Source organism: Nonomuraea typhae (genome assembly GCF_009760925.1).
Classification (GTDB): Bacteria; Actinomycetota; Actinomycetes; order Streptosporangiales; family Streptosporangiaceae; genus Nonomuraea; species Nonomuraea typhae.
The window spans coordinates 1,004,190-1,027,030 of record NZ_VRLV01000001.1 but is presented as its reverse complement, the minus strand read 5'-3'; the positions used below and the strand labels follow the sequence as shown (position 1 = coordinate 1,027,030).

Here is a 22,841-nt window from a genome sequence, read left to right as displayed (position 1 = left end):
CAAGGCGTGCCTCTGCCTGGGCTTTTTTGCATGTGGCAGCCGGCCGCCTTGCGACTTCATCTAGGAGCAGCGATGGCTGTGAAGGAATACGCTCTCGAGGAGCTGACCGCAGAGCAGCTTCTGGGCGAGATGACTCACCCGGACACCCCCGACAGCGCCAAGGAGCGCCTGCGCGAGCGCCTGGTCGAAATGCACCGCCCGCTCGCCATGGAGATCGCCCGCCGCTACCGCTACCGCGGCGAGCCCGCGGAGGACCTTCTCCAGGCCGCCTACGTCGGCCTCATGAAGGCCATCAACGGCTTCGACCCCGCGCTCGGCCACGCCTTCAGGGGCTACGCCGTCGTGACGATGACCGGCGAGGTCAAACGCCACTTCCGCGACCGCACCTGGGCGATCCGGGTGCCCCGCGTCTACCAGGAACGACGCTCGGAGCTCAACCGGCTGGTCGCCGAGCTCAGCCAGGACCTCGGCCGCTCGCCGACCGTCGCCGAACTGGCCGCGAAGATGGACATCAGCGAGGAGGACGTCCTGCTCACCCTCGACGCCTCCGCCGCCTACAGCACGCTCTCGCTCGACGCCCCGCTCGGCGGCGACGACGACGCCGCCTCACTGGGCGACATCATCCCCGAGGACGACGACTCGCTCAGCAAGCTCGTGGACAGCGAGTCCGTCAAACCGCTCATCGACGCCCTCCCGCACCGGGAGAAGAACATCCTTCTGCTGCGCTTCTTCGGCAACCTGACCCAGGCCGAAATTGCGGCCGAATTCGGCATCTCCCAGATGCACGTCTCCCGCATCCTCAGAAAGGTGCTCGACCACTTGCGCCAGGAACTCACCCGCTGATCGGCAGACGGGGGTGAATGACAAGCCGTGGAACGGCCCGCCACCGGGAGTGCCCGTGGCCGGGTTCGAGTTCACCCTGGCCGGCCTGCCCGGAGTCCGGCACTTCGCCGAGGTCGTGGCCCGGCGGGCCGGGCTCCAGGACGACGAGGTCGGCGACCTCGTGCTCGCGGTCAACGAGGTCGCCACCAACGCCGTCACCCACGGCTCCCCCGCCGCCCGCGTGCGCTCCTGGACCGAGCGCGGCGACCTGGTCATCGAGATCCGCGACCACGGCGTCTGGGCGGGCCACGCGTTCGGCCAGCACCCACCGGCCCGGCACGCCACCAGCGGCATGGGCCTGTGGGTGGCCCGGCTGCTGGCCGGGCAGGTGGACTTCCGGCTCGGGGAGGAGGGCAGCACGGTGATTCTCCGCTTCGCGGGGAAAGGGTGACGTATGAAGCACATCATCATCGTCGGCGGCGGATACGTAGGGATGTACACCGCGTTGCGCCTGCAACGCCGCCTCAGACCCGGCGAGGCCCGCATCACGCTCATCGGCGGCGACTCCTACATGACCTACCAGCCCTTCCTCCCGGAAGCGGCCGCGGGCAACCTCGAACCCCGCCACGTCGTCGTACCGCTGCGGCGCATCCTGGCCAAGTGCGCCATCCTCAACGGCTTCGTCACCCACATGGACACCGCCGCCCGCAAGGTCACCTTCCAGCCCGACCGGGGCGCCCCCCGCGACATCCCCTACGACCTTCTCGTCGTCGCCGCCGGATCCGTCTCCCGCACCCTGCCCATCACCGGGCTGGCCGCGACCGGCATCGGCTTCAAAACCGTCGAGGAGGCCATCCACCTGCGCAACCACGTCCTCGCCCAGCTCGACCTGGCCGCCTCCACCGACGACAAGGCCATCCGCGACCAAGCCCTCACCTTCGTCTTCGTCGGCGGCGGCTTCGCCGGCGTCGAAGCGCTGGCCGAACTCGAGGACATGGCCCGCGACGCCTGCCGCTACTTCCCCTCCATCAGCCGCGAGGACATGCGCTGGTACCTCGTCGAGGCCACCGGCCGCATCCTGCCCGAGGTCGGGGAGGACATGGGCCGCTGGACCCTGGAACAACTGCGCGCCCGCGCCATCGACGTCCGCCTCGGCACCCGCCTCGAATCCGCCGAGGACGGCCACATCGTGCTCGACGACGGCACCGCCTTCGACGCCGCCACCCTCGTGTGGACCGCCGGCGTCAAACCCCACCCCACCGTGCGCTCCGGCGACCTGCCCATCGACGACAAGGGCCGGGTCAAGGCCACCGCCGCCCTCGCCGTCGAAGGCCGCCCCGGCGTCTTCACCGCCGGGGACTGCGCCGCCGTACCCGACCTCACCCGCCCGGGCGAGTTCTGCGCGCCCAACGCCCAGCATGCCGTACGGCAGGCCAAGGTGCTGGCCGACAACGTCATCGCCACCCTGCGCGGGCGGCCGGGCCGGGACTACCGGCACGCCTACGCCGGCTCGGTGGCCAGCCTCGGCCTGCACAAGGGCGTCGCCCAGATCTACGGCCGCAAACTGCGCGGCCCGCTGGCCTGGTGGGTCCACCGCAGCTACCACCTCTCCCGCGTGCCCACCTTCAACCGGAAGGTCCGCGTGCTCATCGACTGGACGCTCGCGCTCTTCTTCCGCCGCGACGTCGTGGCGCTCGGGGCGCTCAGTCAGCCGCGGCGGGAGTTCGAGTACGCCTCATCGCCGGGCGCGGCCCCGCCAGGAACCGGTGCCGCGGAAGCTCGCCGTACCGATGCCGGCCTGGTGAAGGGCCAGCAGGCACAGGCCGAGCAGCATGAACGTGGTGCCCGAGATTCCGCCCGCGATCCTGGTGCCGAGCAGGTCGAGCACGAAGCCGAGGCCGAAAATGATCGCTGAGACTATCGCCAGCATGTCGTCACCTTCTCTCTGAGAACGCCATCAGGTGTTCCATCGCCGACCGGTACTCGCGCAGGGCCAGGCGGAGCTGCTCGGTGTCGTTCTCGCTCGTCCAGCGCTCGCGCATCTCGCCGGTCTGCCGGGTCACCTCCTGCAGCAGGTCCTTCAGGAGGTCGTCGGCGCGTTCCACGGCGGCGCGCGGGTCGTCGACGAAGCCCGCCTGCACGTCCCGCCACCGATCGTCGGCTGCGGGCCGCAGGCTCTCGCCGTCCGGGCTCCCGTTGTACGGCGCGGCGGCTTCGGGGCTGGTCACCCCGGTGAGGCCGGGCTCACGCATGTCCGGCTCACGCATGTCCGGCTCTCCCATGTCCGGGTCCCGCATACCGGGTTCGGCCATGTCGGCCTCGCGCATGTCCGGATCGCGCACGTCCGGCTGGTCGGTGACCAGGTCCGGGGCGGTGTCCCCCCTGCCGGATCCCTCGTACCTGTCGTTCGGGTCGTTCGGGTCGTTCGGGTCGTCTTGGCGCGGTCCCGGGACGAGCATCTCGTCCTCGTGGCGCCGGTTGTCAGCGTGCATGTCGGCCTTCCGGGGTCGTTTCGGCCAGCAGTTCCTCGAACAGCGCCCGGTAGTGCACCATCGCCTGGCGCAGTTCCTCGGTCGAGGCCTCCTTGTGGGCGGCCCTCCTGCTGATCGTGTGAGCCTGCCGGTAGTGGTCCAGCGTCGCGGCGTGCCCCACCGACAGGTCGGCAAGCCGCTGCTCGTAGTCCTCCGTCGGATACCCGCGCTCGGCCATCACCGCGGTGACCAGCTGGTCGGCCTCGGTCACGGCGAACCCGGGCGTGTCCACGAAGCGCTCCTGCACCTCGGTCCACCGCGCGGCGTAACCGTCGCGCGCCTGCGGGGTGAGCGGTTTGATATCCAGCTCGGCAAGCCGCTGCTCGCGGGCGATCATGTCCTGCTCGCCCGCGCGCCGGCTCTCGTGCCCGGCCATGATCCGCTCATATTCGGGCCCGAACCGCGAACGCAGCCTGCTGCGCCGCTGCTGCTGGAGCACCAGGTAGCCCACGGCTGCGAGCGCCGCCAGCACGACCACGACAACGGCCACCCAGATCCACGTCTCGGCGGTCATCTTCATCGCCTCCGGTCTCTTTGGTTGAGACCTGGCGACTGCCCTGAAAGGCCGGGGTTATTCCCCGCCCATCCCCCGCCGGGCCGCTTCCAGCACCGTGCCCACGTGCGAGTACCCGCCCGAGGCCGCCACTTCGCGGAACCCGCCGGCCGGGTCGTAGGCCACGTCAAGCCCGCTGTCCACGAGCCGCTGCGCCCACCGCAACGCCGTGTTGAGCCGCTCCGCCTGCGGCGCCCGCCCCTGGGCCGCCGCCGACAGATTCCGCAGGTTGGTGGCCGGCCCCGACTGCGCGTGCTCGCGCGCCACCTTCCAGGGCAGCGCCGCCTTGTGGTCCAGCATGTCCCGCGACAGCCCGGCGGCCCGCTTGGCCTGCAGCACCCCCGACTCGCTCACCCCGAAGTGCTGCGCCAGCTCCGCCACGCTGAGCCCCCGCCCGACGAGCCGCGCCAGCTCGTCCCGGTCGATGGTCGGCCTCCGCCCCACCCCGCACCTCCCTGTGTGCCCAGGGTCCAGGCTAGCGGCGCCCCTCCCCCGGCCCGGCGGGTTTCCCACCGGACGGTGACGGGCCGCTGACGGCGTCGTGGGACCGCGGCGGCGACCGTGGCCGGTGACGCTGAAGCCGGCGCCCGCGTCACCGGGCACCGGCTCCATCCCGCGTCGTCAGCCGCCGGAAGCGCGCCCGCGCAGGCCGAGCAGGGCGTCGAGGACCAGGAAGGCGGCCAGCGAGATGCCCATCAACGGCAGGAAGTAGCCCACGCCCACGGTGACACCCACCAGGAGCACCAGAACGGGCCAGGGCACGCGCCGCCAGCCGCCTCGTGGGTACGGCCGGCCGAAGCCGCGGGTGGGCCGGCGCTGCCACCACATCCGGTAACCCAGGACGATCATCGTGATCACGCCGATCGCCAGCGCGGCCAGCACGATCTGGTTGGCCAGGCCGAACAGCAGGCCCATATGGGCGTCGATGCCCCATCGGGTGAGTTTGGCGGCCAGCGGGTGGTCGGCGAAGCGCAGTTCACCGGTGACCTGGGCGGTGGCGGGGTCCACGGCGACCTGGTCCAGGCGGGTGGGGGCGGTCTTGTCGATCTCCTTCACCAGGTAGGGGGCGCCGGGCTCGGCGGGCCAGGTGACCTCCAGGGGGCCGGACAGGCCCCTGGCCGACGCGGCGGTGACGATCTGGTCGATGTCCGCGGCGGGCCCGGCGGCGTGGTGGCCGCCGCCGGAGTGGGCCGCGTGGTCGCCGGCCGAGGCGGTGAGCTTGGGGGTGGTCCAGCCGAAGGCGGCGCGGAGCTGGTCGACGTTCTCCCCGGCGTACTTGGACCAGGTCAGGCCGGTCGCGGACAGGAACAGCAGGCCGAGCACGGCCCACAACCCGATCGAGCCGTGCCACGACAGGGTACGGCGCGGCCCGCTCGCGCCCCGGAGGCGGCGGGACCTGCGGCGCCGGGCCAGCCAGAGCGTCACCCCGCCGAGGGCGACCACCCACAACCAGCTCGCGGCCAGTTCGCTGTAGATACGGCCCGGTTCGCCGAGCTTGAGGTTGCGGTGCAGCCCGGACAGCCAGGTGCGGAGGGGCAGCGCTCCGGAGCTGCCGTAGCTCTCCAGGGCGCCGCGGACCTCGGCGGTGTACGGGTCGACGAAGACGGCCAGCTGGGTGCTCTCCGGCAGGCCGGGGGTGTCCATGAGGACGCGGGTGGTCGCGCCCGGCTCGGCGGCGGGGCGGACCGCGGTGATCGTGCCCTTGGGCTGCGCCGTCTGGGCGGCGGTGATCTGACGGGCGAGAGGGAGCGGCGCGCCGACCGGCCGGGTGGTGAGTTCGTGCTGGTAGACGAGGTTCTCGAGCTGGTAGGAGGCGGCGTAGAGCAGGCCGGTGGCCGCGGCCACCAGGAGGAAGGGGGCGATGAGGATGCCGGCGTAGAAGTGCAGCCGCAGCACGAGGGGGCGCAGCGCGGTCCAGGTGGTCTCCCGGGGCGGCGCGGCGTCGGTGGTGGTACGCCGGAGGTCGGCGGTGGAGGTCATCGGACGGTCTCTCCGTTCAAGGGTGATCGCGCGCATGGGGAGCTACGCGTCACCGGGGTTAAGGGTTCAACCGCAACCCGGTGGCGGGTACGGCGAAAAAGCACACGGCAGTGCGGAGGCCGCGGCTGCACGCCAGGCAAGGCCCAGATCAGGGGCAACCAGAACGTGGACAGGGCAGGGCCGACCAGGAACGTTGCCAGGCCACAGGCGACTGGGACCTGGCCGCGTCACGAGCGGCCGGGATGTACCCGGGTCACGGGCGATCGGGCAGGCGCCTGGGTCGGAGACGGCCAGGTGGCGCTGGGCCGGGGATGGCCGGGCGGGCAGCCGCGTCAGAGAACGGAGGAGAACGCCGGAGGCCCCCGGCGGGTGTGCCGCGCGGTGCGCAGGAGGCGGTCGCGCGGGGTGTCGCGCTCCGGCCAGGCGGGGCGGCGGGTGCCGTACCGGATCGTGACGGGGATTCTCACCAGCAGCCGCAGGGCGGTCCACAGGCGGCCCAGTGAGGCGGCGAGCAGCCGGATGACGGTGGCCAGGGAGGATTCGCCGCGTTCCAGCCACCATGCGGAGATCACCGCGACCATGGCGTGGACGAGCAGCATGCCCAGACCGGTGCCCATGCCGGCGCCGTGGCCGTGCTGGCCGGGTACCGGGATCGCGCCCCAGGTGAACAGGTGGTGCATGCCGTACTGGGCGGCGAAGCAGGCGGGGAGCAGGACGTTGACGCCGCGCTGGCGGCGGCCGAGCAGGTACGCTCCCGCCCAGGCGGCGGCGATGGCGCCGTACAGCGTGACGGGGCGCACGGGTGCGCCCCCTGCCAGGACGTGCATGGCCAGCGACGACAGCACGCAGGCCACGGAGAAGACCGTGGCGCGGGCTGCGCGGGGAAGTGGCCGGCCGAGGTGCACGCGGCAATCGTGCCATGTGTGGCGGATGGTCACCAGTTGCCGCAGGGCCCGGCTCGGAGCGCAGCCCGAGCCGGGCCTGCTGCCCCAGGGGCGGCAGCGGAGGGCCCCAGGGCGGGAGATGGTCCGTCGATCACCACTCGTCGCCGAGCGTCGCAGGCCACCCGGCGGCGGCAAGCCGGGTGCGGGTGGAAATCCGCGTTTCGGCGGCAAGCCGGGTGCGGGTGGTCGGTCTGGTGGGGGTGGCCAGTCTGGTGCGGGTGGCCAGTCTGGTGCGGGTGGCCAGTCTGGTGGGGGTGGTCGGTCTGGTGCGGGTGGTCGGTCTGGGGCTCGCGGGGCGGGGTCTCATGAGCGGCCTCGGCCGCCCAGGAGGATCTCGATGATGTCGAAGGTCACGTCGACGATGATCCCGAGGATCTTCTTGACCGCCTTGCGCACGAGGCGGGCGATGTCGTCCTCGTCCTTGCGCTTGATGGCCCGGTCGAGCTGGCGCCGGTATTCGGCGTCCTGGCGGCTGCGCTGGCTGACCGCGTACAGGATGTCCTCGTCACTGATCGTCGGCATGGTCGTGGTACCTCTTTCGGGGTTGGGGATCACAGGGTGGGGGGTATGGCGGGGTCGGACAGGTCGAGCAGTTTGCGGACGCCGTCCCAGATCAGGAAGTTGCCGAGGCCGCGCATGGTGTCGACGGGCACCTCCGCCAGGTGCTCGGCCTCGCCGAGCAGGCGGCGGAAGCGTGCGGTGGCGCCGACGCCGAGCTTGTTGACCACGGCCACCAGGACCTGGGCGAGGTTGAAGCGGAACAACGCCGAGCAGGCCAGGACGCGGTGGTTGTCGCGCAGGCGGGCGAAGACGTCGGCGTCCTCGGGGTAGCGGCTCTGGTAGTCCGCGCACACGGCCTCGCTGACGTAGCCGCGGTAGCGGACGGTGTAGTCGTCGAAGGTGAGGCGCTCGTCGCCGACCGCGAAGCCGCCGGGGTTGTACGTGCTGGCGGTGAGCAGGCTCGCGAAGGGGCGGATGAAGACCTCCTCGTAGTGGAGGGCTTTGTCCGACAGCTTGGCGGCCAGGCGGGTGCCGGGCGCGAAGACGCCGCTGCCGCCGTGCAGGGCGAAGATCCAGGAGGGCGGGGTGAGGAGATCGACCTTGGTCATGGCGAAGGTCAGCTTGTTGACCAGGGCTGCGTCGTCGTCGCCTTCCAGGATCCGGCGCAGGCACATGGCCTCGTAGGTGGTGGACCGGTTGTCGGAGTGGAGGGCCCAGATGACGACGTCACAGGCGGTGAGCTTTTCCCGATACATCGCCAAATAATCAGCATCCGCCAGGACCGATTCCCCTATTCCCGGCATATCCCAGAATGTAAGAGAATGGCCATCTTTGCCGGATATGTTGACAGGCAGGGTGATGGCCTCGGGAGCCTTGGTCACCGGGCGGATGTCGCCGGTCGGGAGGTCCGCGCCGAAGAGAACGTTGAGCAGAGACGACTTCCCCGCGCCCGTCTGTCCCATGATCGCCACGGACAGCGGCCTGGAAGCCTCTGTTTCGTATTTATGCCATACATCCGCTTTGATGCGTTCCAGTTGCTCTGCGGACAAGGGGCTGGACACCCGCACGTAACACCCTCCCGAAAATCTGGAATCTTGCTGGGTCGGCGTGTTTACTACTGTGCGGGCCGCTCATTGCAATGATCTTGCATTGATGGGTGGAGAAGACGTGACCTTTGAGATCCGGGTGCTCGGCCGTACCACCGTGCTCGTGGACGGGCTCCCGCAGAACGTGCCGGGCAAGACCGCCAGGGTCCTCACGCTGCTGATCGCGGCGGGACGGCCCGTCTCACGCGAAACCCTCACCGACGCCCTCTGGGAGACGGGCAAGGCACCGGCCAGCGAGGGCATCGCGCCGCTGGTGTCCAGGTTCCGCTCCGTCCTCGCCAGGGGCGGGCTCACCATCACCTCCCGGCGGGGCACCAACGAGTACATCCTCACCGGGGACGCCACCGCCGTGGTCGACGCCCACCGCTTCGAGCGCGGCGTCAAGGAGGGCCTGCGCCTGCTCGGATCCGGCCAGGACGAGGCGGCGCTGGCCCGGCTCACCGCGGCCGCGGGCGAGTGGCACGGCCGGCCGTACGCGCTGTGGGAGGACGGGCCGCCGGAGGCGTGCGCCCGCCACGCGCGCCGGCTGGAGACGCTGCGCGCGGACCTCGTGCGCAACCTCGCCCAGACCGCGCTGCGCCTGGGCCGCTACGACGAGGTGGCGGCGCTGCTCTCCGGGCCCGTCGGTGAGGGTCACGGCGAGGTGAGCGCGGTCTGGCTGCTGCGTTTCATGCGCATGCTGCGCGAGCAGGGCGGGGCGGCGGCCGAGCGCGCACTCAACCTGCGCGCCGCCGAGGTCCGCGACGAGGCCGTGGACCGCGCGTTCACGCTGCTCATGCTGCACGAGCACGGCGTGGACGTGCACCGGCCGCCGGACGGCACCCGTGCCGAGGTGCGCGGGCCCGAGGTCCCGCGTGACCTGGTCGGCCGCGAGGAGCACCTGAACACCCTGCTCGCCCTGCGCGCCAACCTGCCGGGGCTGCTGGCCGTGCGGGGCGTGCCCGGCGTGGGCAAGAGCAGGCTGCTGTCGGAACTGGCCGCGCGCAGCGCCGACAGCAGGCCGCGCACGGTCGTGGTGAGCTGCCAGGACAGCGGCGAGCTGCAGCCCTGGCGCTCGCTGACCGGCATGCTCTACGCCCGGCTCCAGCGCGACCTGGCCACCGGCGTCAACCCGCTGGGCCGCGCCGACCACAAGACGCTCGTGGACTTCGTCTCGGCCATGCCGGGCTCCCCCGCCCCGCCCGGGCTGGAGGACTTCCGCCAGCGCCTGCTGTCGCTGCTGTCCGGGCTGCTGCGCTGGGCGTCCAGGGGCGGCGGGCTCGTGGTCGCCTTCGACAACGCCGAGCTGTTCAGCCGCGCCGCGTGCGAGCTGCTGGCGGAGGTACGCCGCGGGCTGGGCGAGGCGGCGGTGGGCTTCGTGCTGGCCGGGCGGCCCGAGGGGCCGTGGCGCGAGATGCCCGCGGCGCCGGTCACGCTGGTCTCGCTCACCACGGACCACGTCCGCGCGTGGCTGGGCGAGGTGTGGGAGCGCCCGCCGTCCGAGCGGGAGGTCGCCAAGGCGTTCCAGCTCACCGGCGGGCTGCCGCAGCGGCTGTGCGAGGTACGCGCCGCCGACGGCGAGCTGTCGGTCCTGCCCGGGCTCGGCCACCGGCCGGGACCCCTGCTGCCGTGGCTGGCGGCGGCCGCCATCACCTGCGGCGGCGGCGAGATCGACCCCGCGCTCCTGGCCGACATGCTGGACCTCGACTCCGCCGAGGCCGACCGCCAGCAGGCGGCCGCGGTCACCCTGGCGGCCGTGGAGGCTCACAGCGGCGTGCGCTTCCGCCACGAGCTGCGCCGCGAGGAGGTCCTGGCCGCGCTCGAAGAGGACCCGGCCCTGGCCAGGCGGCTGCACCGGCGCGCCTTCGAGGTGCTCGGCGAGCGGCTGCGCACCGCCGAGCAGGTCACCGCCGACCTGCCCGTGCGCATGGCCATGCACGCCCGCGCCGCCCGGCCCGCCGTCTCCGACGAGCAGGTCGCCACCGCCTGCCTCACCGCGGCGCGCGCGGAGCTGTCGGCCTTCGGCCTCGGCTCCGCCCGCTCCTGGGCGGAGTACGGCCTGCGGCTGCCGTCCGGTCCGGTCACCCGGTTCGGCCTGCTGATGACGCTCGGCGAGGCGCGCATCGCCGGGAGCGACATGCACACGGCGGGCGTGCACTACCGGGAGGCGTACGACGCGGCCGCCGACCTGCCCCGGCTGCGTGCCGTCGCCGCCATCCAGCTCGCCCGCCGCTGGACCGACCCCGGGCAGGTCGACGAGCAGCTCCTCGGCCTTCTGGAGGACGCGCTCGCGGCGCTGTCGGGCGACGACGAGGAGGAGGCCGCCGACCTGCGCGTGCAGCTCAGCGCCCACCTGGCGCACAAGTCGACGATGGCGGTCGGCGAGGGCCCGGTCGGCGAGGGCGGCCAGGCCCTGACCCACCGGGGCCCGGAGCTGGCCCGCCGTGCCCTGGCCGAGCTGCGTGCGGACTGCCCGCCCGAGGTGCGCTGCGAGGTGCTCAACGAGTGCCGCATGGGCATGTACGACTTCGCGCCGCCCGCCGAGCTGCTCGGCATCTCCAGGGCGCTGCACGACGCCGGCATCCGCGCGGGCTCGTCCTACTTCCACAGCGAGGCGCTGGTGGCGCTGGCCGTCGACCATCTCAGGCTCGGCGACGTGCACAAGGCCGCCGCGCTCGTGGACCGGCACCGCGCCCAGATCGCCCACCACCCCCGTGTGCTCGGCGACTGGCTGCAGACCGCGTTCGACACCCTGCTCGACCTGTGGCGGGGCCGGTTCGACGAGGCGGCGGCGCGGTTGTTCGGCGAGCAGGAGCGCTCGGTCAAGGACCTCGAGGAGGCGCGCGTGCTGCCCGCCGGCACGCTGCGCATGACCTGGGACGCCCAGGTGTTCTGGCTGCTGTTCGAGCGCGGCGAGCTGGAGGTGCTGATGCGCTCCGACCTGGCCGGGCGGGTGGAGCAGCACGGCTACTGGCCCATCTGGCGGGCGGCGCTGGCCATGGCCCTGGCCCAGACCGGCCACCCCGGCGAGGCGTGGGACACGCTCACCGAACTGGCCGCGCACTCCGACCGGTTCGCCGCCTTCCCGCCGCACGGCTGGCGGGCGCCGGCGCTGGCACTGGTGGCCGAGACCTGCTCGTTGCTGGACGAGGCGGGAGCGGGCGGGCGCGAGCTGACCGCCCTGGCCGCGCACGTGTCCAAGCTGCTCGTGCCGCACGTGCGGGAGGTCGCGCTGGCGGGGTGGCCGGCCGTGCTCATGGGCCCCGCCGCCCGGTACGGCGCGGCCGCGGCCACCGTGGCCGGGCAGACGGACCTCGCGCTGCGCCGGCTGCGCGTCGCCGAAGGACTCGTCACCGGGTCCCGCACCCAGCTGGCCCGGGTGCGCTACGACCGGGCCAGGGCGCTCATGCTGCGCGGCGAGCGGGCGGAGGCGGCCGAGCTGGTCGAGCAGGTGCTGGAGACGGCGATCGGCAAGGGGATGACCTCGCTGGCCCAGCGCGCCAGGGCCCTGATCGGCTAGGTTCCCGGGTGCACGCTGATCTGGGGCAGGCCGGTGGCGGGATGCGGGCGGACCTCGGCGGCCACGCCGTACACCTCGGCGAGGAGCCGTTCGGTGAGGACCTCGCCGGGCGGCCCGTCGGCGACGAGCCGCCCGGCGTCCATCACGCACACGCGCCCGCAGAAGGCGGCGGCCAGGTTGAGGTCGTGCAGCGCGACGACGGCGGTCACGCCGAGCCGCCGCACCAGGCGCAGGGCGTCGAGCTGGTGGCGCAGGTCGAGGTGGTTGGTGGGCTCGTCGAGGACCATCGTCCCGGTGCCCTGGGCGAGCGCGCGGGCGATGAGCACCCGCTGTTTCTCGCCGCCGGACAGCCGGTCGAAGGGGGCGCCGGCGAGCTCGGCCACGTCCAGCTCGGCCAGCGCGTCCATGACGATGCGCCGGTCGGCGGCCCCGTCGCGCTCGAAGGGCCGTTTGAAGGGGGTGCGGGCCATGGCCGCCACGTCGTAGACGGTCAGCTCGAACTCCCCGGGCGCCTCCTGCAGGACCGCGGCCAGCTTCCTGGCCAGCTGCTTGCCCGGCATGCCCCAGACGTCCTGCCCGTCGAGCGTCACCCGGCCCGCGCTGGGCCGCATCGCCCGGTAGAAGGTGCGCAGGAGCGTGGACTTGCCCGCCCCGTTGGGCCCGACGAGCGCGACCACCTCCCCTGGCGCCGCGACGAGGGTCACCTCCTCGACCAGGGCGCGGCCGTTCACCACGACGCTGACGGCGTCGGCACGCAGATCGCCGGGCGTCATCGTGCCGCCCTCCTTCGCATGAGCCACAGGAAGAACGGCCCGCCGGTGACCGCGGTCAGGATGCCGATGGGGATCTCCTCCGGCGCGATGAGGCTGCGGGCCGCCAGGTCGGCGGCGATGAGGAAGGCCGCGCCGAGCAGCGCCGCCGCCGGGAGCGCCCGCCGGTGGTCGGCGCCGACCAGCAGCCGGACCACGTGCGGCAGCATGAGCCCGACGAACCCGATCGAGCCGCTGACCGCGACGATCGTCCCGATCATCAGCGCCACGAGCACGAACATCGCCGCCCGGAAGCGGTGCACGTCCAGCCCCAGGGCGGCGGCCGCCTCCTCCCCGGCCAGGAGCAGGTTGAGCGGCCGGCTCACACCCAGCAGCACGCCGGTGCCCAGGAGCACCGCCGCCGCGGGGATCCAGAGCAGGTCCCACGTGGTGCCGGCCAGGCCGCCGAGCATCCAGCGCAGCGCGGAGTCGGCCTTGTGCGGGTCGTTGGAGGTGACGATCAGGAAGCTCGCGAGCGCGGACAGCACCTCGGCGGTCGCCACCCCGGCCAGCACCAGCCGGACCGTGGTCAGCCGGCCGCCCGCCCCGGCCAGGCCGTACACGAGGACCAGCGCGAGGAACGACCCGGCGAAGGCGGCCAGCGGCAGCGAGAACGCGCCCAGGAACGTCACGTTGAACACCATCACCAGCACCGCCCCGACCGTGCCGCCGGAGGAGACGCCGAGCAGCATCGGATCGGCCAGCGGGTTGCGCACCAGAGCCTGGAGCGCCATCCCGCACACCGACAGCCCGGCGCCGACGATCGCGCACAGCAGCACGCGCGGCAGCCGCACGTCCATGACGATCGTCTCGCGCACCGCCGTCCACGTGGGCTCGGCGAGCGGCAGCCGCATGCGGTGCAGCAGGATCCCCCACACCTCGGCGACCGGCATGCCCACGGACCCGGCCACGATGCCCGCCGTCCCCGCCGCCAGGACCGCGGCGGCGAAGGCCGCCAGGACCAGCGTGTACGGCAGGCGCCGCCGTAGCGTCACCTGACCCGGTCCGGGTGGATCTGCCTGGCCAGCGTCTCCACCCCGGCGGGCACCCGCACCCCGAGCACCGCCGAGGACAGCGGCAGCACGGCGAAGCGCCTGTCCTTGATCGCCGGCACGTCCTTGAGCGCGGGGCTGGACAGCAGGAAGTTCTTCTTGGTCTCCAGCGGCGTGTCGCCGTAGTCGTAGATCACGATCAGCTCGGGGGCGCGCTCGGCGACCTGCTCCAGGGAGACGTCGCCCCACGCCTTGGGCAGGTCGGCGAAAAGGTTGACGCCGCCGGCCAGCTTGATCATCTCGTTGCCGATCCCGGTGCCGCCGGCGGTGAAGGCGGTCTTGTCGCCGCTGTCGTAGACGAACACCTTGACCGGCTTCGCCCCGGCCAGCGCCTCGCCGACCCGGTCGAGGGTGGCGCGCATGGCGGCGACCTGGCGTTCGGCGCGGTCCTGGACGCCGAAGATGCGGCCGATCGTGCGGATCTCCTCCTCCGCCTGCGCCGCCGTCACCGGGCCCGCGGGGCACTCCTCGATGTTGACGTGGGTGTCGATGCCCGCCTTGGCCAGCACGTCGCGCCCGCGGCCTTCCTTGGCGGCGAAGCCGCTCTCGAAGCCCGCGTAGACGAAGTCGGGCTCGGCCGCGAGCAGGGCCTCGTAGCTGGGGTACTCCTCGGCCAGGACCTTGATCCCGTCGTAGGCCGCCTTGTACTCGGGCAGGATGGCGTCGTCCAGGTAGGCGGTGCCCGCCATGGACTTCTCCAGGCCGAGGGCCAGCATGATCTCGGTGGCGTGCTGGTTGAGGGTGACGGCGCGCTGGGGCGGGCGCTCGTAGGTGATCGTTTCGCCGCAGTTCGTCACCGTGACGGGGAAGCCGGGGGCGTTCTGGGCGGGCCGGGCCGCCGGTCGGGTGCCTCCGCAGGCCGCCGTGGCCAGGAGCACGGAGACCAGCGCACAACGGCGCAGGGGGACGCGCATGCCGTTCCTCTCATGGGGAGATCCGCCCCAAGGTCGTGAGGTGGCGACCGCGTGAGTCTCCTGGCTCTCGGGTCAACGCTCGTCCCGGCCTTCCCGCCCCCGGTGGGAGGGCGGTGGCGTTCGTCGGGATCCGCTCGCCGATCACAGTGGCGGGACCGCGCCGGATTCACACCGGCTTCCTCGTTCCGCCGTCGCCGCACTTTTCTTGAAATTTGCGGACCTATCGTGACATATCCGCGTCAGTGGTGAGATGCCCGCCCCGGGAAGGGCGGCAGCCCCACCTGCTCGACACGCGGCCCCGCCGCCGCCAGCGCGCGGGCCTCGGCCCGGTCCCTGGGCGAGGGCCCGGGCAGCGTGGCGCAGACGGCCTCCACGACGTGCCGGTACGGCGAGCCGTTCTCCCCGAGCGCCAGCCGCAGCAGTTCCAGCCCCGGCCGGTGCTCCAGCAGCAGCCCCGCCGCACCGGTGGCGGCCGTGAACTCCAGCACCACGGGCAGGAAGTCGGGCAGTTCCCCGTCGCGGAACTCCAGCCCGTGGGCCCGGTACACCTCTTTGATCGCCACCAGCGACGCGCCCCGCCGCCGGGTGTCGCCGTCGAGCCACCAGCTCAGGTAGAGGCTGTGGCGGCTCCTGAAGTCGAAGACCTCGACGTAGTGCGCGGCCAGGGCGGCGGGCGGGACGCCTTCGGCGTAGGCGAGAAAGGGCCACAGCCTCGCTCCCGCGGGATGCGGCGCGGCGGTCAGCGCGTCCCGCAGCAGCGGCAGTCGCCCCCGGAACTCCTCGTCCGGGTGGACCAGGCAGTGAGCGGCGGCCTGGTGCAGCACCCGCGCACCTCGGGTGAGTGTGTACGCCATTTTCCCGGGATACCCGTTCAGCCGGGCGGGGCGTGGTTCCTGGCGGAGACTTGACCCAGTGACGCGATGAACCCCCGCCCGTGCGGGCGGGGGTGGCGCGGACCTTGTCCGCCGCCGTCAGTGCTTGTTCTTATCCCAGTGCTTGCACCACTTCTTCTCCCAGTGGTGGTGGTGCCAGCAGTACCAGCACTTCTTGCCGTGCTTGTTCCACCGCCAGCGGCATTTCTTCGCCGCCGTGGTGACCTTGCCGGTTGGAGCCGAACAGACGGCCTGCGTCGAGGCGCTTGCCGCCTGTGTGGTGATGACCGTTCCGGTGACCGCGAATGCCGATGCCGCGATCATCGTGCCGATGAAAAGGCGCTTGAGCATCAGAGATCACTCCCCGATTGACGGCCCAGCGGATGTCTGGGCAGGTGGATGGCGCCGAATTCCGGGTCAACAGGACGCACGGAAACGGCGCTGATGAACGTACCCGACGTTAACCGGCGGCACCCCGCCAGGTCTCCCGCTAGGAAGCAAAGCCTTATTTCCCAACATGTCACCATTTATCCGAAAAGCCAGCTTTTTCGGGAAATAGGGCATTTATCGGACGGTCGTCGCAGACATTAGCCGCCGAGCCGGCGCGGCGGTGTACCCAGGTGTCACCAAAACCACCGTAAGTGTGATGACAAATGGTGGAAAAGCACCGCCACGACGGCTCACCCGTGCCCGGCCAGCGCCCGCCGGGCGTAGGCGCGCACGTCCGCGTCGGAGTCGCCCAGAGCCGTTTCCAGCGGGGCCGTGACCTCCGCCAGCGCGGCCCAGCGGGTCAGCGCCAGCACGGCGGCCTTGCGCACGTCGAGGTTGGCGTCGGCCAGTGCCGCCACGAGCGGCGGCACCGCCGTGCCCGGTCCGGCCGCGGCCAGCGCCCGGGCCGCGCCCACCCGCACCTGCCACGCGGGATCGTCCATCGCCCGTACGGCAAGCGTCTCCAGCGGCGCGCCCACGGCCCCGGACGACTCCAGGGCGGCCGCCCGCACGAGGGGGTCGGCGTCGGCGGCCAGCTTCTCCAGCACGGGCAACCGCATCAGGACATCGGCACGCGAGGCCGGCGCCGCCGGGGTGGAGACCTGCTTTCCGATGAGGCCGAGGCCCCTGGCCACCCATACGCGTACCTCGCGCGAGGAGTCTGCCGCGGCGGCGGCCACCGGGCCGGCCTCGTCCAGCGAGACCAGGCCGCGGATCGCCTCGATGCGAACCCGGCGGTCCGGATCGCCGAGCGCGGCGGCGAACACCTCGGCGCCGCCCAGGCGCAGCGCCCGCAGGACGTCCAGGGCGGTGGCGCGGACCAGCGCGTCGGGGCTGTCCAGCGCCGGCTCCAGGGCGAGCGGCGGCCGCAGCACCTCGACCAGTTCGCGCAGCCCGGTGGCGGCGGCCCGCCGTACCGTGCCGTGGGGGTCGGCGAGCGCGGCCGCCAGCGCGGGACCCGCGCCGTCGGGCACGGTCTCGGTGAGGGCGGCGATGGCGGCCCGGCGCACCTTGGGGTCGGGGTCGGCCAGGTAGGGGGCGAGCTGGGCGGCGGTGGGCTGTTCCTCGGCGAGCCGGTGCAGCTCCAGGATGCGCGGCGAGCGGCCGACGCCGGTGCGCTCGGCCGGTCTGACGGCGGCCCGCCGTACCGTGGTCGTGGTGCGGGCGGCCAGGACGACGGGTTCGGCGGGACGCGGCGTGAACTCCGCGACCGGCACGAGGTAGGGCTCGACCGGGCGCTTGACGAACTCCATCGCGCCGTCGGCGCGTTTGCGCAGGTTCAGGTGGAACAGCCAGCCGGCGTCGTCGCGGGCGGGCAGGTCGGCGCGGTCGTGGTAGAGGCCCCAGCGGCTCTCGGTACGGGTGAGGGAGGCGCGGGCCGCCATTTCCGCGCAGTCGCGGATGAAGTCCACCTCGGCGCAGCGCATCAGCTCGTGCGGGGTGCGGGCGCCCATCTGGGCGATCTCCTCGCGCATGCGCTCGAACGACTCCAGGGCCAGGCCGAGCTTGGCGGCGGTCTTGGGCGGCGCCACGTAGTCGTTGACGAAGCGGCGCAGCTTGTACTCCACCTGCTGCTGCGGCGGGCCTTCCGGGTTGCGCAACGGCCGGTAGATCAGCGCGTGCGCGGCGGCCACCTGGTCCTCGGGCAGCGCCTCCGGCACGGGTACGGCTGCCGCCGCGGCGTCGGCCCCGGCCAGGTCGCCGTAGACGAAGGCGCCGATCATGTAGTTGTGCGGCACGCAGGCCAGGTCGCCCGCGGCGTACAGGCCGGGCACGGTGGTGCGGCCGTGCTCGTCCACCCACACCCCGGAGGCGGAGTGCCCGCCGCACAGCCCGATCTCCGAGATGTGCATCTCGACGTCGTGGGTGCGGTAGTCGTGCCCGCGCCCGGCGTGGAACGTGCCGCGCGTGGGCCGCTCGGTGGTGTGGAGGATGTTCTCCACCGCGGTGATCGTCTCGTCGGGCAGGTGGGTGAGCTTGAGGTAGATGGGCCCGCGGGCGGAGGCGATCTCGGCGGCCACCTCGGACATCATCTGACCGGACCAGTAGTCGGAGTCGACGAAGCGCTCGCCCCGGTTGTTGACCTGGTAGCCGCCGAACGGGTTGGCCACGTAGGCGCAGGCGGGCCCGTTGTAGTCCTTGATGAGCGGGTTGATCTGGAAGCATTCGATCCCGCTGAGCTCGGCCCCGGCGTGGTAGGCCATGGCGTGGCCGTCACCGGCGTTGGCCGGGTTCTCGTAGGTGCCGTAGAGGTAGCCGCTGGCGGGCAGGCCGAGCCGGCCGCAGGCGCCGGTGGCCAGGATGACCGCGCCCGCCCGGACGGTGACGAACGCCCCGGAACGGGTGTCGAACCCGGCCACGCCGACGGCCCGGCCGCCGGCGACCAGGACGCGCACGGGCATGACCCGGTTCTCGATGCGCACCTTCTCCCGGATCTCGCGCCGGCGCAGCACCCGGTAGAGCACCTTCTTGACGTCCTTGCCCTCGGGCATCGGCAGCACGTAGCTGCCGGAGCGGTGCACCTGGCGCACGGCGTACTCGCCGTACTCGTCCTTCTCGAACTTCACGCCGTACCGCTCCAGGCGGGCGACCATCTCGTGGCCGCGGGCAGCCGTCTGGTAGATCGTCTTCTGGTTGACCACGCCGTCGTTGGCGCGGGTGATCTCGGCGACGTAGTCCTCGGGGGTGGCCTTGCCGGGGATGACCGCGTTGTTGACGCCGTCCATGCCCATGGCCAGGGCGCCGCTGTGCCGTACATGGGCCTTCTCCAGCAGCAGGACGCGGGCGCCGCGCTCGGCGGCGGTGATCGCGGCCATGGTGCCCGCGGTGCCGCCGCCGACGACGAGGACCTCGCACTCCAGTTCCTGGCGCGCGGCGAGCGCGGGGATCTCCATCTACAGCTCCTTCAGCACGCGGGCGCGCAGATCGGCACGGTCGGCCCCCTCGCCGGCCTCGATCACGGTGCGGACGGCGCCGTCGCCGATGACCGCGACGCGGTCGCCGAGCAGCAGCGCCTCGTCCACGTCGTGGGTGACGAAGACGACGGTGGCGCGGGTGTCGCGCAGCACGTCGAGCAGGAGCCGCTGCATCTCGGCGCGGGTCTGCGCGTCGAGCGCGCCGAACGGCTCGTCCATGAGTACGGCTCGCGGCGCGCCGGCCAGGGCGCGGGCGAGCTGGACCCGCTGCCGCATGCCGCCGGACAGCTCGCGGGGCAGCAGATCGGCGGAGCGGGCCAGGCCGACCCGGTCCAGCCAGGCCAGCGCGGCGGCCCGGCGGACGGCGCGCGGCGTCTTCCTGAGGGCCAGCGGCAGTTCCACGTTGCGGCGCACGGTGCGCCAGGGCAGCAGGCCGTCGTCCTGGAAGATCATCGCGCGGTCGGCGGAGGTGGCCGCGACCTCGACGCCGTCGGCCAGCACGCGCCCGGCGACCGGGGCGAGCAGCCCGGCCAGCGCGCGCAGCAGCGTGGACTTGCCCGAGCCGGAGAGCCCGGCGACGGCCAGCACCTCGCCCGGCCTGATGGCCAGGTCCAGCTCACGCAGCACGGGCGCGCGGCCGTACCCGAGGCTGAGCCCCTCGACGTCGAAGGCGAGCCCGCGTACGGCGGGCGCCCGCTCGGCCAGCGTGGTCATGCGCCGCTCCCCTCTGCGCGCGGCAGCCACCGGGTGACCCGGCGGCCGGTCAGTTCGACGCCGGCCGAGGTGAGCCAGCCGAGCAGGCCGATGGTGGCCATCCCGACGATCACCGCCGGGTAGTCGACCAGGGTGTAGGCGTTCCAGGTGCGGTAGCCGACGCCGAACTCGCCGGAGATCATCTCGGCCGAGATGACGCAGATCCAGGCCACGCCCATGCCGACCGACAGCCCGCCGAACACGCCGGGCAGGATGCCGGGCAGGACGACGTGCCAGAGCACGTGCCGCCGCCCGGCGCCGAGGGTCCTGACCGCGTCCTCCCAGAGCGTCGGCAGCGCGCGTACGGCGTGCCGGGTGCTCACCATGATCGGGAAGAAGGCGGCGGCGAAGGTGATGAAGACGATGCCCTGCTCGTCGGCCGGGAAGAGCAGGATCGCGATCGGCACCAGCGCGATGGCCGGGATGGGCCGGACGACCTCCAGCAGCGGCAGCAGCCAGGGCCCAGCCCGGCGTGAACGGGTGACGAGCACCCCCGCGGCGACCCCGGCGACGGCGGCGACGGCGAAGCCGGTGAGGATGCGCAGCAGGCTCTGCGCCAGGTCCAGGTAGTACAGGGAGGTGGTCAGCTCGTGGGCGAAGCGCACCGCGATCTCGTCGAGTGTGGGCAGCCGGTCGAAGCGCAGCCAGAGGCGGGCGTCGGTGACGGTGAGCACCTGCCAGAGCGCGGCGGCGGCGAGCAGGGAGCCGATCCTCTTCATCGGGCGTCCGTCTCGAGCGCCCGGGCGTAGGTGACCGGTTCGGCCCCGGGATGGGTCTTGCGGTAGGCGTCGGCGCCGGTCTGGGTGGTGAAGGGCAGGTAGGTGCCCTTCGCCTTCAGCCAGACGGCCTTGTCGGCGAACCAGCGGGTGCCGGTGACGGTGTCGGGCACGTACGCGGCCCGCACGGCGGACGGGCCCGCGGCGGCGATCTGGCGCAGCAGGCAGGTGGGGGTGGCGGCGGGCTGGGTGGCGGCGGCGCCTTCGAGCCACAGTTCGGAGGCGGTCCCGGGGTCGGTGACCTGGGTGCCGCAGGCGGGGTCGGCGCCGGTGATCTTCGCCGGGTTGCCGGTCCTGGCGACGTCGGCGTCGTAGCCGGGCCCGTATGCCCGGCGCAGGTAGGAGTCGTTGACAAACCGGCCCAGATCCACCCCCGAGAAGTCCTGACTTATCCGCTTCAGGTAGGGGATGTCGTGCTGGTGGGCGGCCCTGAGCTGCGGCTTGAGCGTGGCGTCGAAGGTGGCGATGCCGCCCGGGCCGTTGTACAGGTAGACCACCTCGGCGGGCAGTCCCGTCTCCTTCGCCACCAGCTCCGCCGCCTTCAGCGGCTGCTCGTGCAGGAACCGGGTGGCCTCCAGCTGCGCCTTGAGGAAGGCGTCCACGACGTCCGGGTGGTCCTTCGCGTACGGCCCGCGGACCACGACCCCGTGAAAGGTGGGCACGCCGAGGGCGGAGCCGTCATAGAGCAGCCGGCCCTTGCCCTGGAAGACCAGCAGCCCCGGCCAGGCCACGAACTGCGCGTACCCCTGCACGCCGCCGGACTCCAGCTGGGAGGCGCCGACCTGCGGCTGATGGTTGACCACCTCGACGTCCGCGGACGGGTCCAGCCCGGCCTTCTCCAGCGCCTGCACCAGCGTGCCGTGCCCGGCCGAGCCGGCGCTGGCGGAGATCTTGGTCCCCTTGAGGTCGGCCAGCGTCCTGGCGGTGGAGCCGGGCGGGACGAGCACCATGTTGAGCCCGCCGCGCAGGTTGTAGCCGGTGATCGAGACCAGCTCGGTGTTCTTGGCACGGGCGGCGTTGATGAGCAGCGGGTAGTCGCCCATCGAGCCGATGTCGATCTTCCCGGCGACCATCTTGGCGGTGATCGGGGCGCCGGTGTCGTGGTCCTGCCATTCGACCGCGTACCTCCCGCCCAGGCGCTTCTCCAGGTAGCCGAGGGAGCGCAGCAGGGTACCGGCGGTGACGGTGTTGATGGTCTTGGACTGGTAACCGATCACCAGTTTCGCCTTCGCCGTACCGGAGCCTGCCGTACCGGAGAGGGAGCAGCCGGAGACCGCCAGCAGGAGGGCGGCGGCGAGCAGCTTGCGCATGGCCCGTCCTTTCAGCGCAGCAGGTAGGGGATGTTGATGGTGACGGCGTCGACGGGACAGCGGGCGGCACACGGGCCGCAGTACCAGCACTCGTCCACGTACATGAACGCCTTGCCCGTCTCGTCGCTGATCGCGAGGGAGTCGAGCGGGCATGCCTCCACGCAGAGCGTGCAGCCGTCGATGCAGAGCGACTCGTCGATGGTGACGGGCACCTCGACCCGCTGGGTGATCAGGGCCATGGCTACTCCCGGTTGAGATGACCGCGCATGGTGAGCCGGTCGCCCCTGAAGCGGATGTACTCCAGATCCACGGGGCGGCCGTCGGACAGGTGGGTCAGCCGCTCCACCATGAGCAGCGCCGCGCCGCGGGGGGCCTCGAGCGCGGCGGCGGTGTGGGCGTCGGCGTTGACCGCCTCCAGGGTGAGCTCGGCCGTGCCGAGCGGCTGCCCGGCGATGGCTTCGAGCAGGACGAAGATGTCGTTGTGCGCCAGATCCCTGTCGAACAGCGGATACCCGACCTCGCGCACGAGATAGGTCAGGTCCAGCGAGAGCGGCACGCCGTTGAGCCGCCGCAGCCGTTCCAGGTAGACGACCTGCTCACCGGGCGGCACGCCGAGCCGCCGGCTCACGGCGGCGGGTGGTTCGATGAGCGTCATCGTGCGCACGAGGTTGACCACTTCGCCGTGCTCGTGCAGGGTCTCGGCCAGGCCGAGGAGGCGGTGCAGGCCGTGCGGGTACTTCTCGGCCGCCACCGTGGTGCCGACGCCCGGACACCGGTCGACCAGTCCTTCCTCCCGCAGCAGGTCGAGCGCCGCGCGCACGGTGTTGCGCGAGATGCCGAAGTCACGGGCCAGGGCCGCCTCGCGGGGCAGCCTGCCCTGTCCGAACTGTCCGTGCACGATCTGGCCACGCAGCAGATCGGCCACCTGCCGGGCCCTGTCGGCCCGTCGCCGTGTCTCCACACACCGTAACCTAGCAATCCGGTAGGGAAATGGGGATAACGGCTGGGTTGCGCC

The 22,841-nt window shown here is 72.5% G+C and carries 22 protein-coding genes and 1 riboswitch; of the genes, 4 read left to right on the top strand and 18 right to left on the bottom strand.

Annotated elements, in window-relative coordinates:
• Positions 1–72 precede the first annotated feature (72 nt).
• From FVE25_RS04830 to FVE25_RS04820, 3 genes are read left to right on the top strand one after another with little or no spacing between them, the layout of a single operon-like run.
• Positions 73–843, top strand: coding sequence for a SigB/SigF/SigG family RNA polymerase sigma factor (locus FVE25_RS04830; protein WP_157245124.1), 771 nt, complete (start codon positions 73–75; stop codon positions 841–843).
• Positions 844–856: 13 nt separating this feature from the next.
• Positions 857–1,273 carry an ATP-binding protein gene (locus FVE25_RS04825; RefSeq protein WP_157245123.1) on the top strand — a complete coding sequence of 139 codons (417 nt, stop codon included), beginning with the start codon at positions 857–859 and terminating at the stop codon, positions 1,271–1,273.
• 3 nt (positions 1,274–1,276) lie between these two features.
• Positions 1,277–2,737 (top strand): NAD(P)/FAD-dependent oxidoreductase, encoded by a 1,461-nt coding sequence (locus FVE25_RS04820; protein ID WP_157245122.1) that lies wholly within the window; start codon positions 1,277–1,279, stop codon positions 2,735–2,737.
• Between the two features lie 19 nt (positions 2,738–2,756).
• On the opposite strand, the gene FVE25_RS04815 is transcribed toward FVE25_RS04820, so the two are convergent.
• The 7 genes from FVE25_RS04815 to FVE25_RS04785 form a co-directional block, all read right to left on the bottom strand.
• On the bottom strand, positions 2,757–3,314 hold the full coding sequence (locus FVE25_RS04815) for a hypothetical protein (RefSeq protein ID WP_157245121.1): 558 nt from the start codon (positions 3,312–3,314) through the stop codon (positions 2,757–2,759).
• Complete coding sequence (locus FVE25_RS04810) at positions 3,304–3,873, bottom strand: hypothetical protein (RefSeq protein ID WP_246266614.1); 570 nt, start codon at positions 3,871–3,873, stop codon at positions 3,304–3,306. The genes FVE25_RS04815 and FVE25_RS04810 overlap by 11 nt, the downstream gene beginning before the upstream one ends.
• Positions 3,874–3,924: 51 nt before the next feature.
• Complete coding sequence (locus tag FVE25_RS04805; RefSeq protein ID WP_157245120.1) at positions 3,925–4,350, bottom strand: helix-turn-helix domain-containing protein; 426 nt, start codon at positions 4,348–4,350, stop codon at positions 3,925–3,927.
• 177 nt (positions 4,351–4,527) lie between these two features.
• Positions 4,528–5,886, bottom strand: a complete 1,359-nt coding sequence (locus FVE25_RS04800) for a PepSY-associated TM helix domain-containing protein (RefSeq protein ID WP_157245119.1) — start codon at positions 5,884–5,886, stop codon at positions 4,528–4,530.
• Positions 5,887–6,218: 332 nt separating this feature from the next.
• Positions 6,219–6,791, bottom strand: a complete 573-nt coding sequence (locus FVE25_RS04795) for a hypothetical protein (RefSeq protein WP_157245118.1) — start codon at positions 6,789–6,791, stop codon at positions 6,219–6,221.
• Positions 6,792–7,133: 342 nt separating this feature from the next.
• Entirely contained in the window at positions 7,134–7,352 is a 219-nt protein-coding gene (locus FVE25_RS04790) for a hypothetical protein (protein ID WP_157245117.1), read from the bottom strand.
• 29 nt (positions 7,353–7,381) lie between these two features.
• Entirely contained in the window at positions 7,382–8,392 is a 1,011-nt protein-coding gene (locus FVE25_RS04785; protein WP_181019442.1) for a GTPase family protein, read from the bottom strand.
• A gap of 106 nt (positions 8,393–8,498) precedes the next feature.
• Between FVE25_RS04785 and FVE25_RS04780 the strand changes: the two genes are divergently transcribed.
• Positions 8,499–11,936, top strand: coding sequence for an AAA family ATPase (locus tag FVE25_RS04780; RefSeq protein ID WP_181019441.1), 3,438 nt, complete (start codon positions 8,499–8,501; stop codon positions 11,934–11,936).
• On the opposite strand, the gene FVE25_RS04775 is transcribed toward FVE25_RS04780, so the two are convergent.
• The 11 genes from FVE25_RS04775 to FVE25_RS04725 all read right to left on the bottom strand — a co-directional run bounded on the left by FVE25_RS04775 (position 11,933) and on the right by FVE25_RS04725 (position 22,787).
• Positions 11,933–12,709, bottom strand: a complete 777-nt coding sequence (locus tag FVE25_RS04775; RefSeq protein ID WP_157245114.1) for an ABC transporter ATP-binding protein — start codon at positions 12,707–12,709, stop codon at positions 11,933–11,935. The two genes, FVE25_RS04780 and FVE25_RS04775, sit on opposite strands and share 4 nt — an antisense overlap.
• On the bottom strand, positions 12,706–13,740 hold the full coding sequence (locus FVE25_RS04770; protein ID WP_157245113.1) for a FecCD family ABC transporter permease: 1,035 nt from the start codon (positions 13,738–13,740) through the stop codon (positions 12,706–12,708). The genes FVE25_RS04775 and FVE25_RS04770 overlap by 4 nt, the downstream gene beginning before the upstream one ends.
• Positions 13,737–14,711, bottom strand: a complete 975-nt coding sequence (locus tag FVE25_RS04765; protein ID WP_157245112.1) for an ABC transporter substrate-binding protein — start codon at positions 14,709–14,711, stop codon at positions 13,737–13,739. Before FVE25_RS04765 ends, FVE25_RS04770 begins: the two co-directional genes overlap by 4 nt.
• Positions 14,712–14,743: 32 nt before the next feature.
• Positions 14,744–14,950, bottom strand: a riboswitch (cobalamin riboswitch).
• On the bottom strand, positions 14,951–15,565 hold the full coding sequence (narJ, locus tag FVE25_RS04760; RefSeq protein WP_157245111.1) for a nitrate reductase molybdenum cofactor assembly chaperone: 615 nt from the start codon (positions 15,563–15,565) through the stop codon (positions 14,951–14,953).
• Between the two features lie 117 nt (positions 15,566–15,682).
• The gene (locus FVE25_RS04755) at positions 15,683–15,934 is read right to left on the bottom strand and encodes a hypothetical protein (protein WP_157245110.1); all 252 of its coding nucleotides are present in this window, start codon (positions 15,932–15,934) and stop codon (positions 15,683–15,685) included.
• 329 nt (positions 15,935–16,263) lie between these two features.
• On the bottom strand, positions 16,264–18,966 hold the full coding sequence (locus tag FVE25_RS04750) for a fumarate reductase/succinate dehydrogenase flavoprotein subunit (protein ID WP_157245109.1): 2,703 nt from the start codon (positions 18,964–18,966) through the stop codon (positions 16,264–16,266).
• The gene (locus tag FVE25_RS04745; RefSeq protein ID WP_157245108.1) at positions 18,967–19,701 is read right to left on the bottom strand and encodes an ABC transporter ATP-binding protein; all 735 of its coding nucleotides are present in this window, start codon (positions 19,699–19,701) and stop codon (positions 18,967–18,969) included.
• Entirely contained in the window at positions 19,698–20,459 is a 762-nt protein-coding gene (locus FVE25_RS04740) for an ABC transporter permease (RefSeq protein ID WP_157245107.1), read from the bottom strand. The genes FVE25_RS04745 and FVE25_RS04740 overlap by 4 nt, the downstream gene beginning before the upstream one ends.
• Complete coding sequence (locus tag FVE25_RS04735; protein ID WP_157245106.1) at positions 20,456–21,826, bottom strand: ABC transporter substrate-binding protein; 1,371 nt, start codon at positions 21,824–21,826, stop codon at positions 20,456–20,458. The genes FVE25_RS04740 and FVE25_RS04735 overlap by 4 nt, the downstream gene beginning before the upstream one ends.
• A gap of 11 nt (positions 21,827–21,837) precedes the next feature.
• Complete coding sequence (locus FVE25_RS04730; protein ID WP_157245105.1) at positions 21,838–22,065, bottom strand: 4Fe-4S dicluster domain-containing protein; 228 nt, start codon at positions 22,063–22,065, stop codon at positions 21,838–21,840.
• A gap of 2 nt (positions 22,066–22,067) precedes the next feature.
• A complete protein-coding gene (locus tag FVE25_RS04725) occupies positions 22,068–22,787 on the bottom strand; it encodes a GntR family transcriptional regulator (RefSeq protein WP_246266612.1) in 720 nt (239 codons plus the stop codon).
• Positions 22,788–22,841: the final 54 nt, after the last annotated feature.

Coding starts and splice junctions, on each gene's coding strand:
- FVE25_RS04800 (WP_157245119.1), bottom strand. CDS start 5,886: ATGACCTCCACCGCCGACCTCCGGCGTACCACCACCGACGCCGCGCCG.
- FVE25_RS04810 (WP_246266614.1), bottom strand. CDS start 3,873: ATGAAGATGACCGCCGAGACGTGGATCTGGGTGGCCGTTGTCGTGGTC.
- FVE25_RS04830 (WP_157245124.1), top strand. CDS start 73: ATGGCTGTGAAGGAATACGCTCTCGAGGAGCTGACCGCAGAGCAGCTT.
- FVE25_RS04755 (WP_157245110.1), bottom strand. CDS start 15,934: ATGCTCAAGCGCCTTTTCATCGGCACGATGATCGCGGCATCGGCATTC.
- FVE25_RS04815 (WP_157245121.1), bottom strand. CDS start 3,314: ATGCACGCTGACAACCGGCGCCACGAGGACGAGATGCTCGTCCCGGGA.
- FVE25_RS04730 (WP_157245105.1), bottom strand. CDS start 22,065: ATGGCCCTGATCACCCAGCGGGTCGAGGTGCCCGTCACCATCGACGAG.
- FVE25_RS04765 (WP_157245112.1), bottom strand. CDS start 14,711: ATGCGCGTCCCCCTGCGCCGTTGTGCGCTGGTCTCCGTGCTCCTGGCC.
- FVE25_RS04745 (WP_157245108.1), bottom strand. CDS start 19,701: ATGACCACGCTGGCCGAGCGGGCGCCCGCCGTACGCGGGCTCGCCTTC.
- FVE25_RS04735 (WP_157245106.1), bottom strand. CDS start 21,826: ATGCGCAAGCTGCTCGCCGCCGCCCTCCTGCTGGCGGTCTCCGGCTGC.
- FVE25_RS04740 (WP_157245107.1), bottom strand. CDS start 20,459: ATGAAGAGGATCGGCTCCCTGCTCGCCGCCGCCGCGCTCTGGCAGGTG.
- FVE25_RS04820 (WP_157245122.1), top strand. CDS start 1,277: ATGAAGCACATCATCATCGTCGGCGGCGGATACGTAGGGATGTACACC.
- FVE25_RS04775 (WP_157245114.1), bottom strand. CDS start 12,709: ATGACGCCCGGCGATCTGCGTGCCGACGCCGTCAGCGTCGTGGTGAAC.
- FVE25_RS04790 (WP_157245117.1), bottom strand. CDS start 7,352: ATGCCGACGATCAGTGACGAGGACATCCTGTACGCGGTCAGCCAGCGC.
- narJ (WP_157245111.1), bottom strand. CDS start 15,565: ATGGCGTACACACTCACCCGAGGTGCGCGGGTGCTGCACCAGGCCGCC.
- FVE25_RS04750 (WP_157245109.1), bottom strand. CDS start 18,966: ATGGAGATCCCCGCGCTCGCCGCGCGCCAGGAACTGGAGTGCGAGGTC.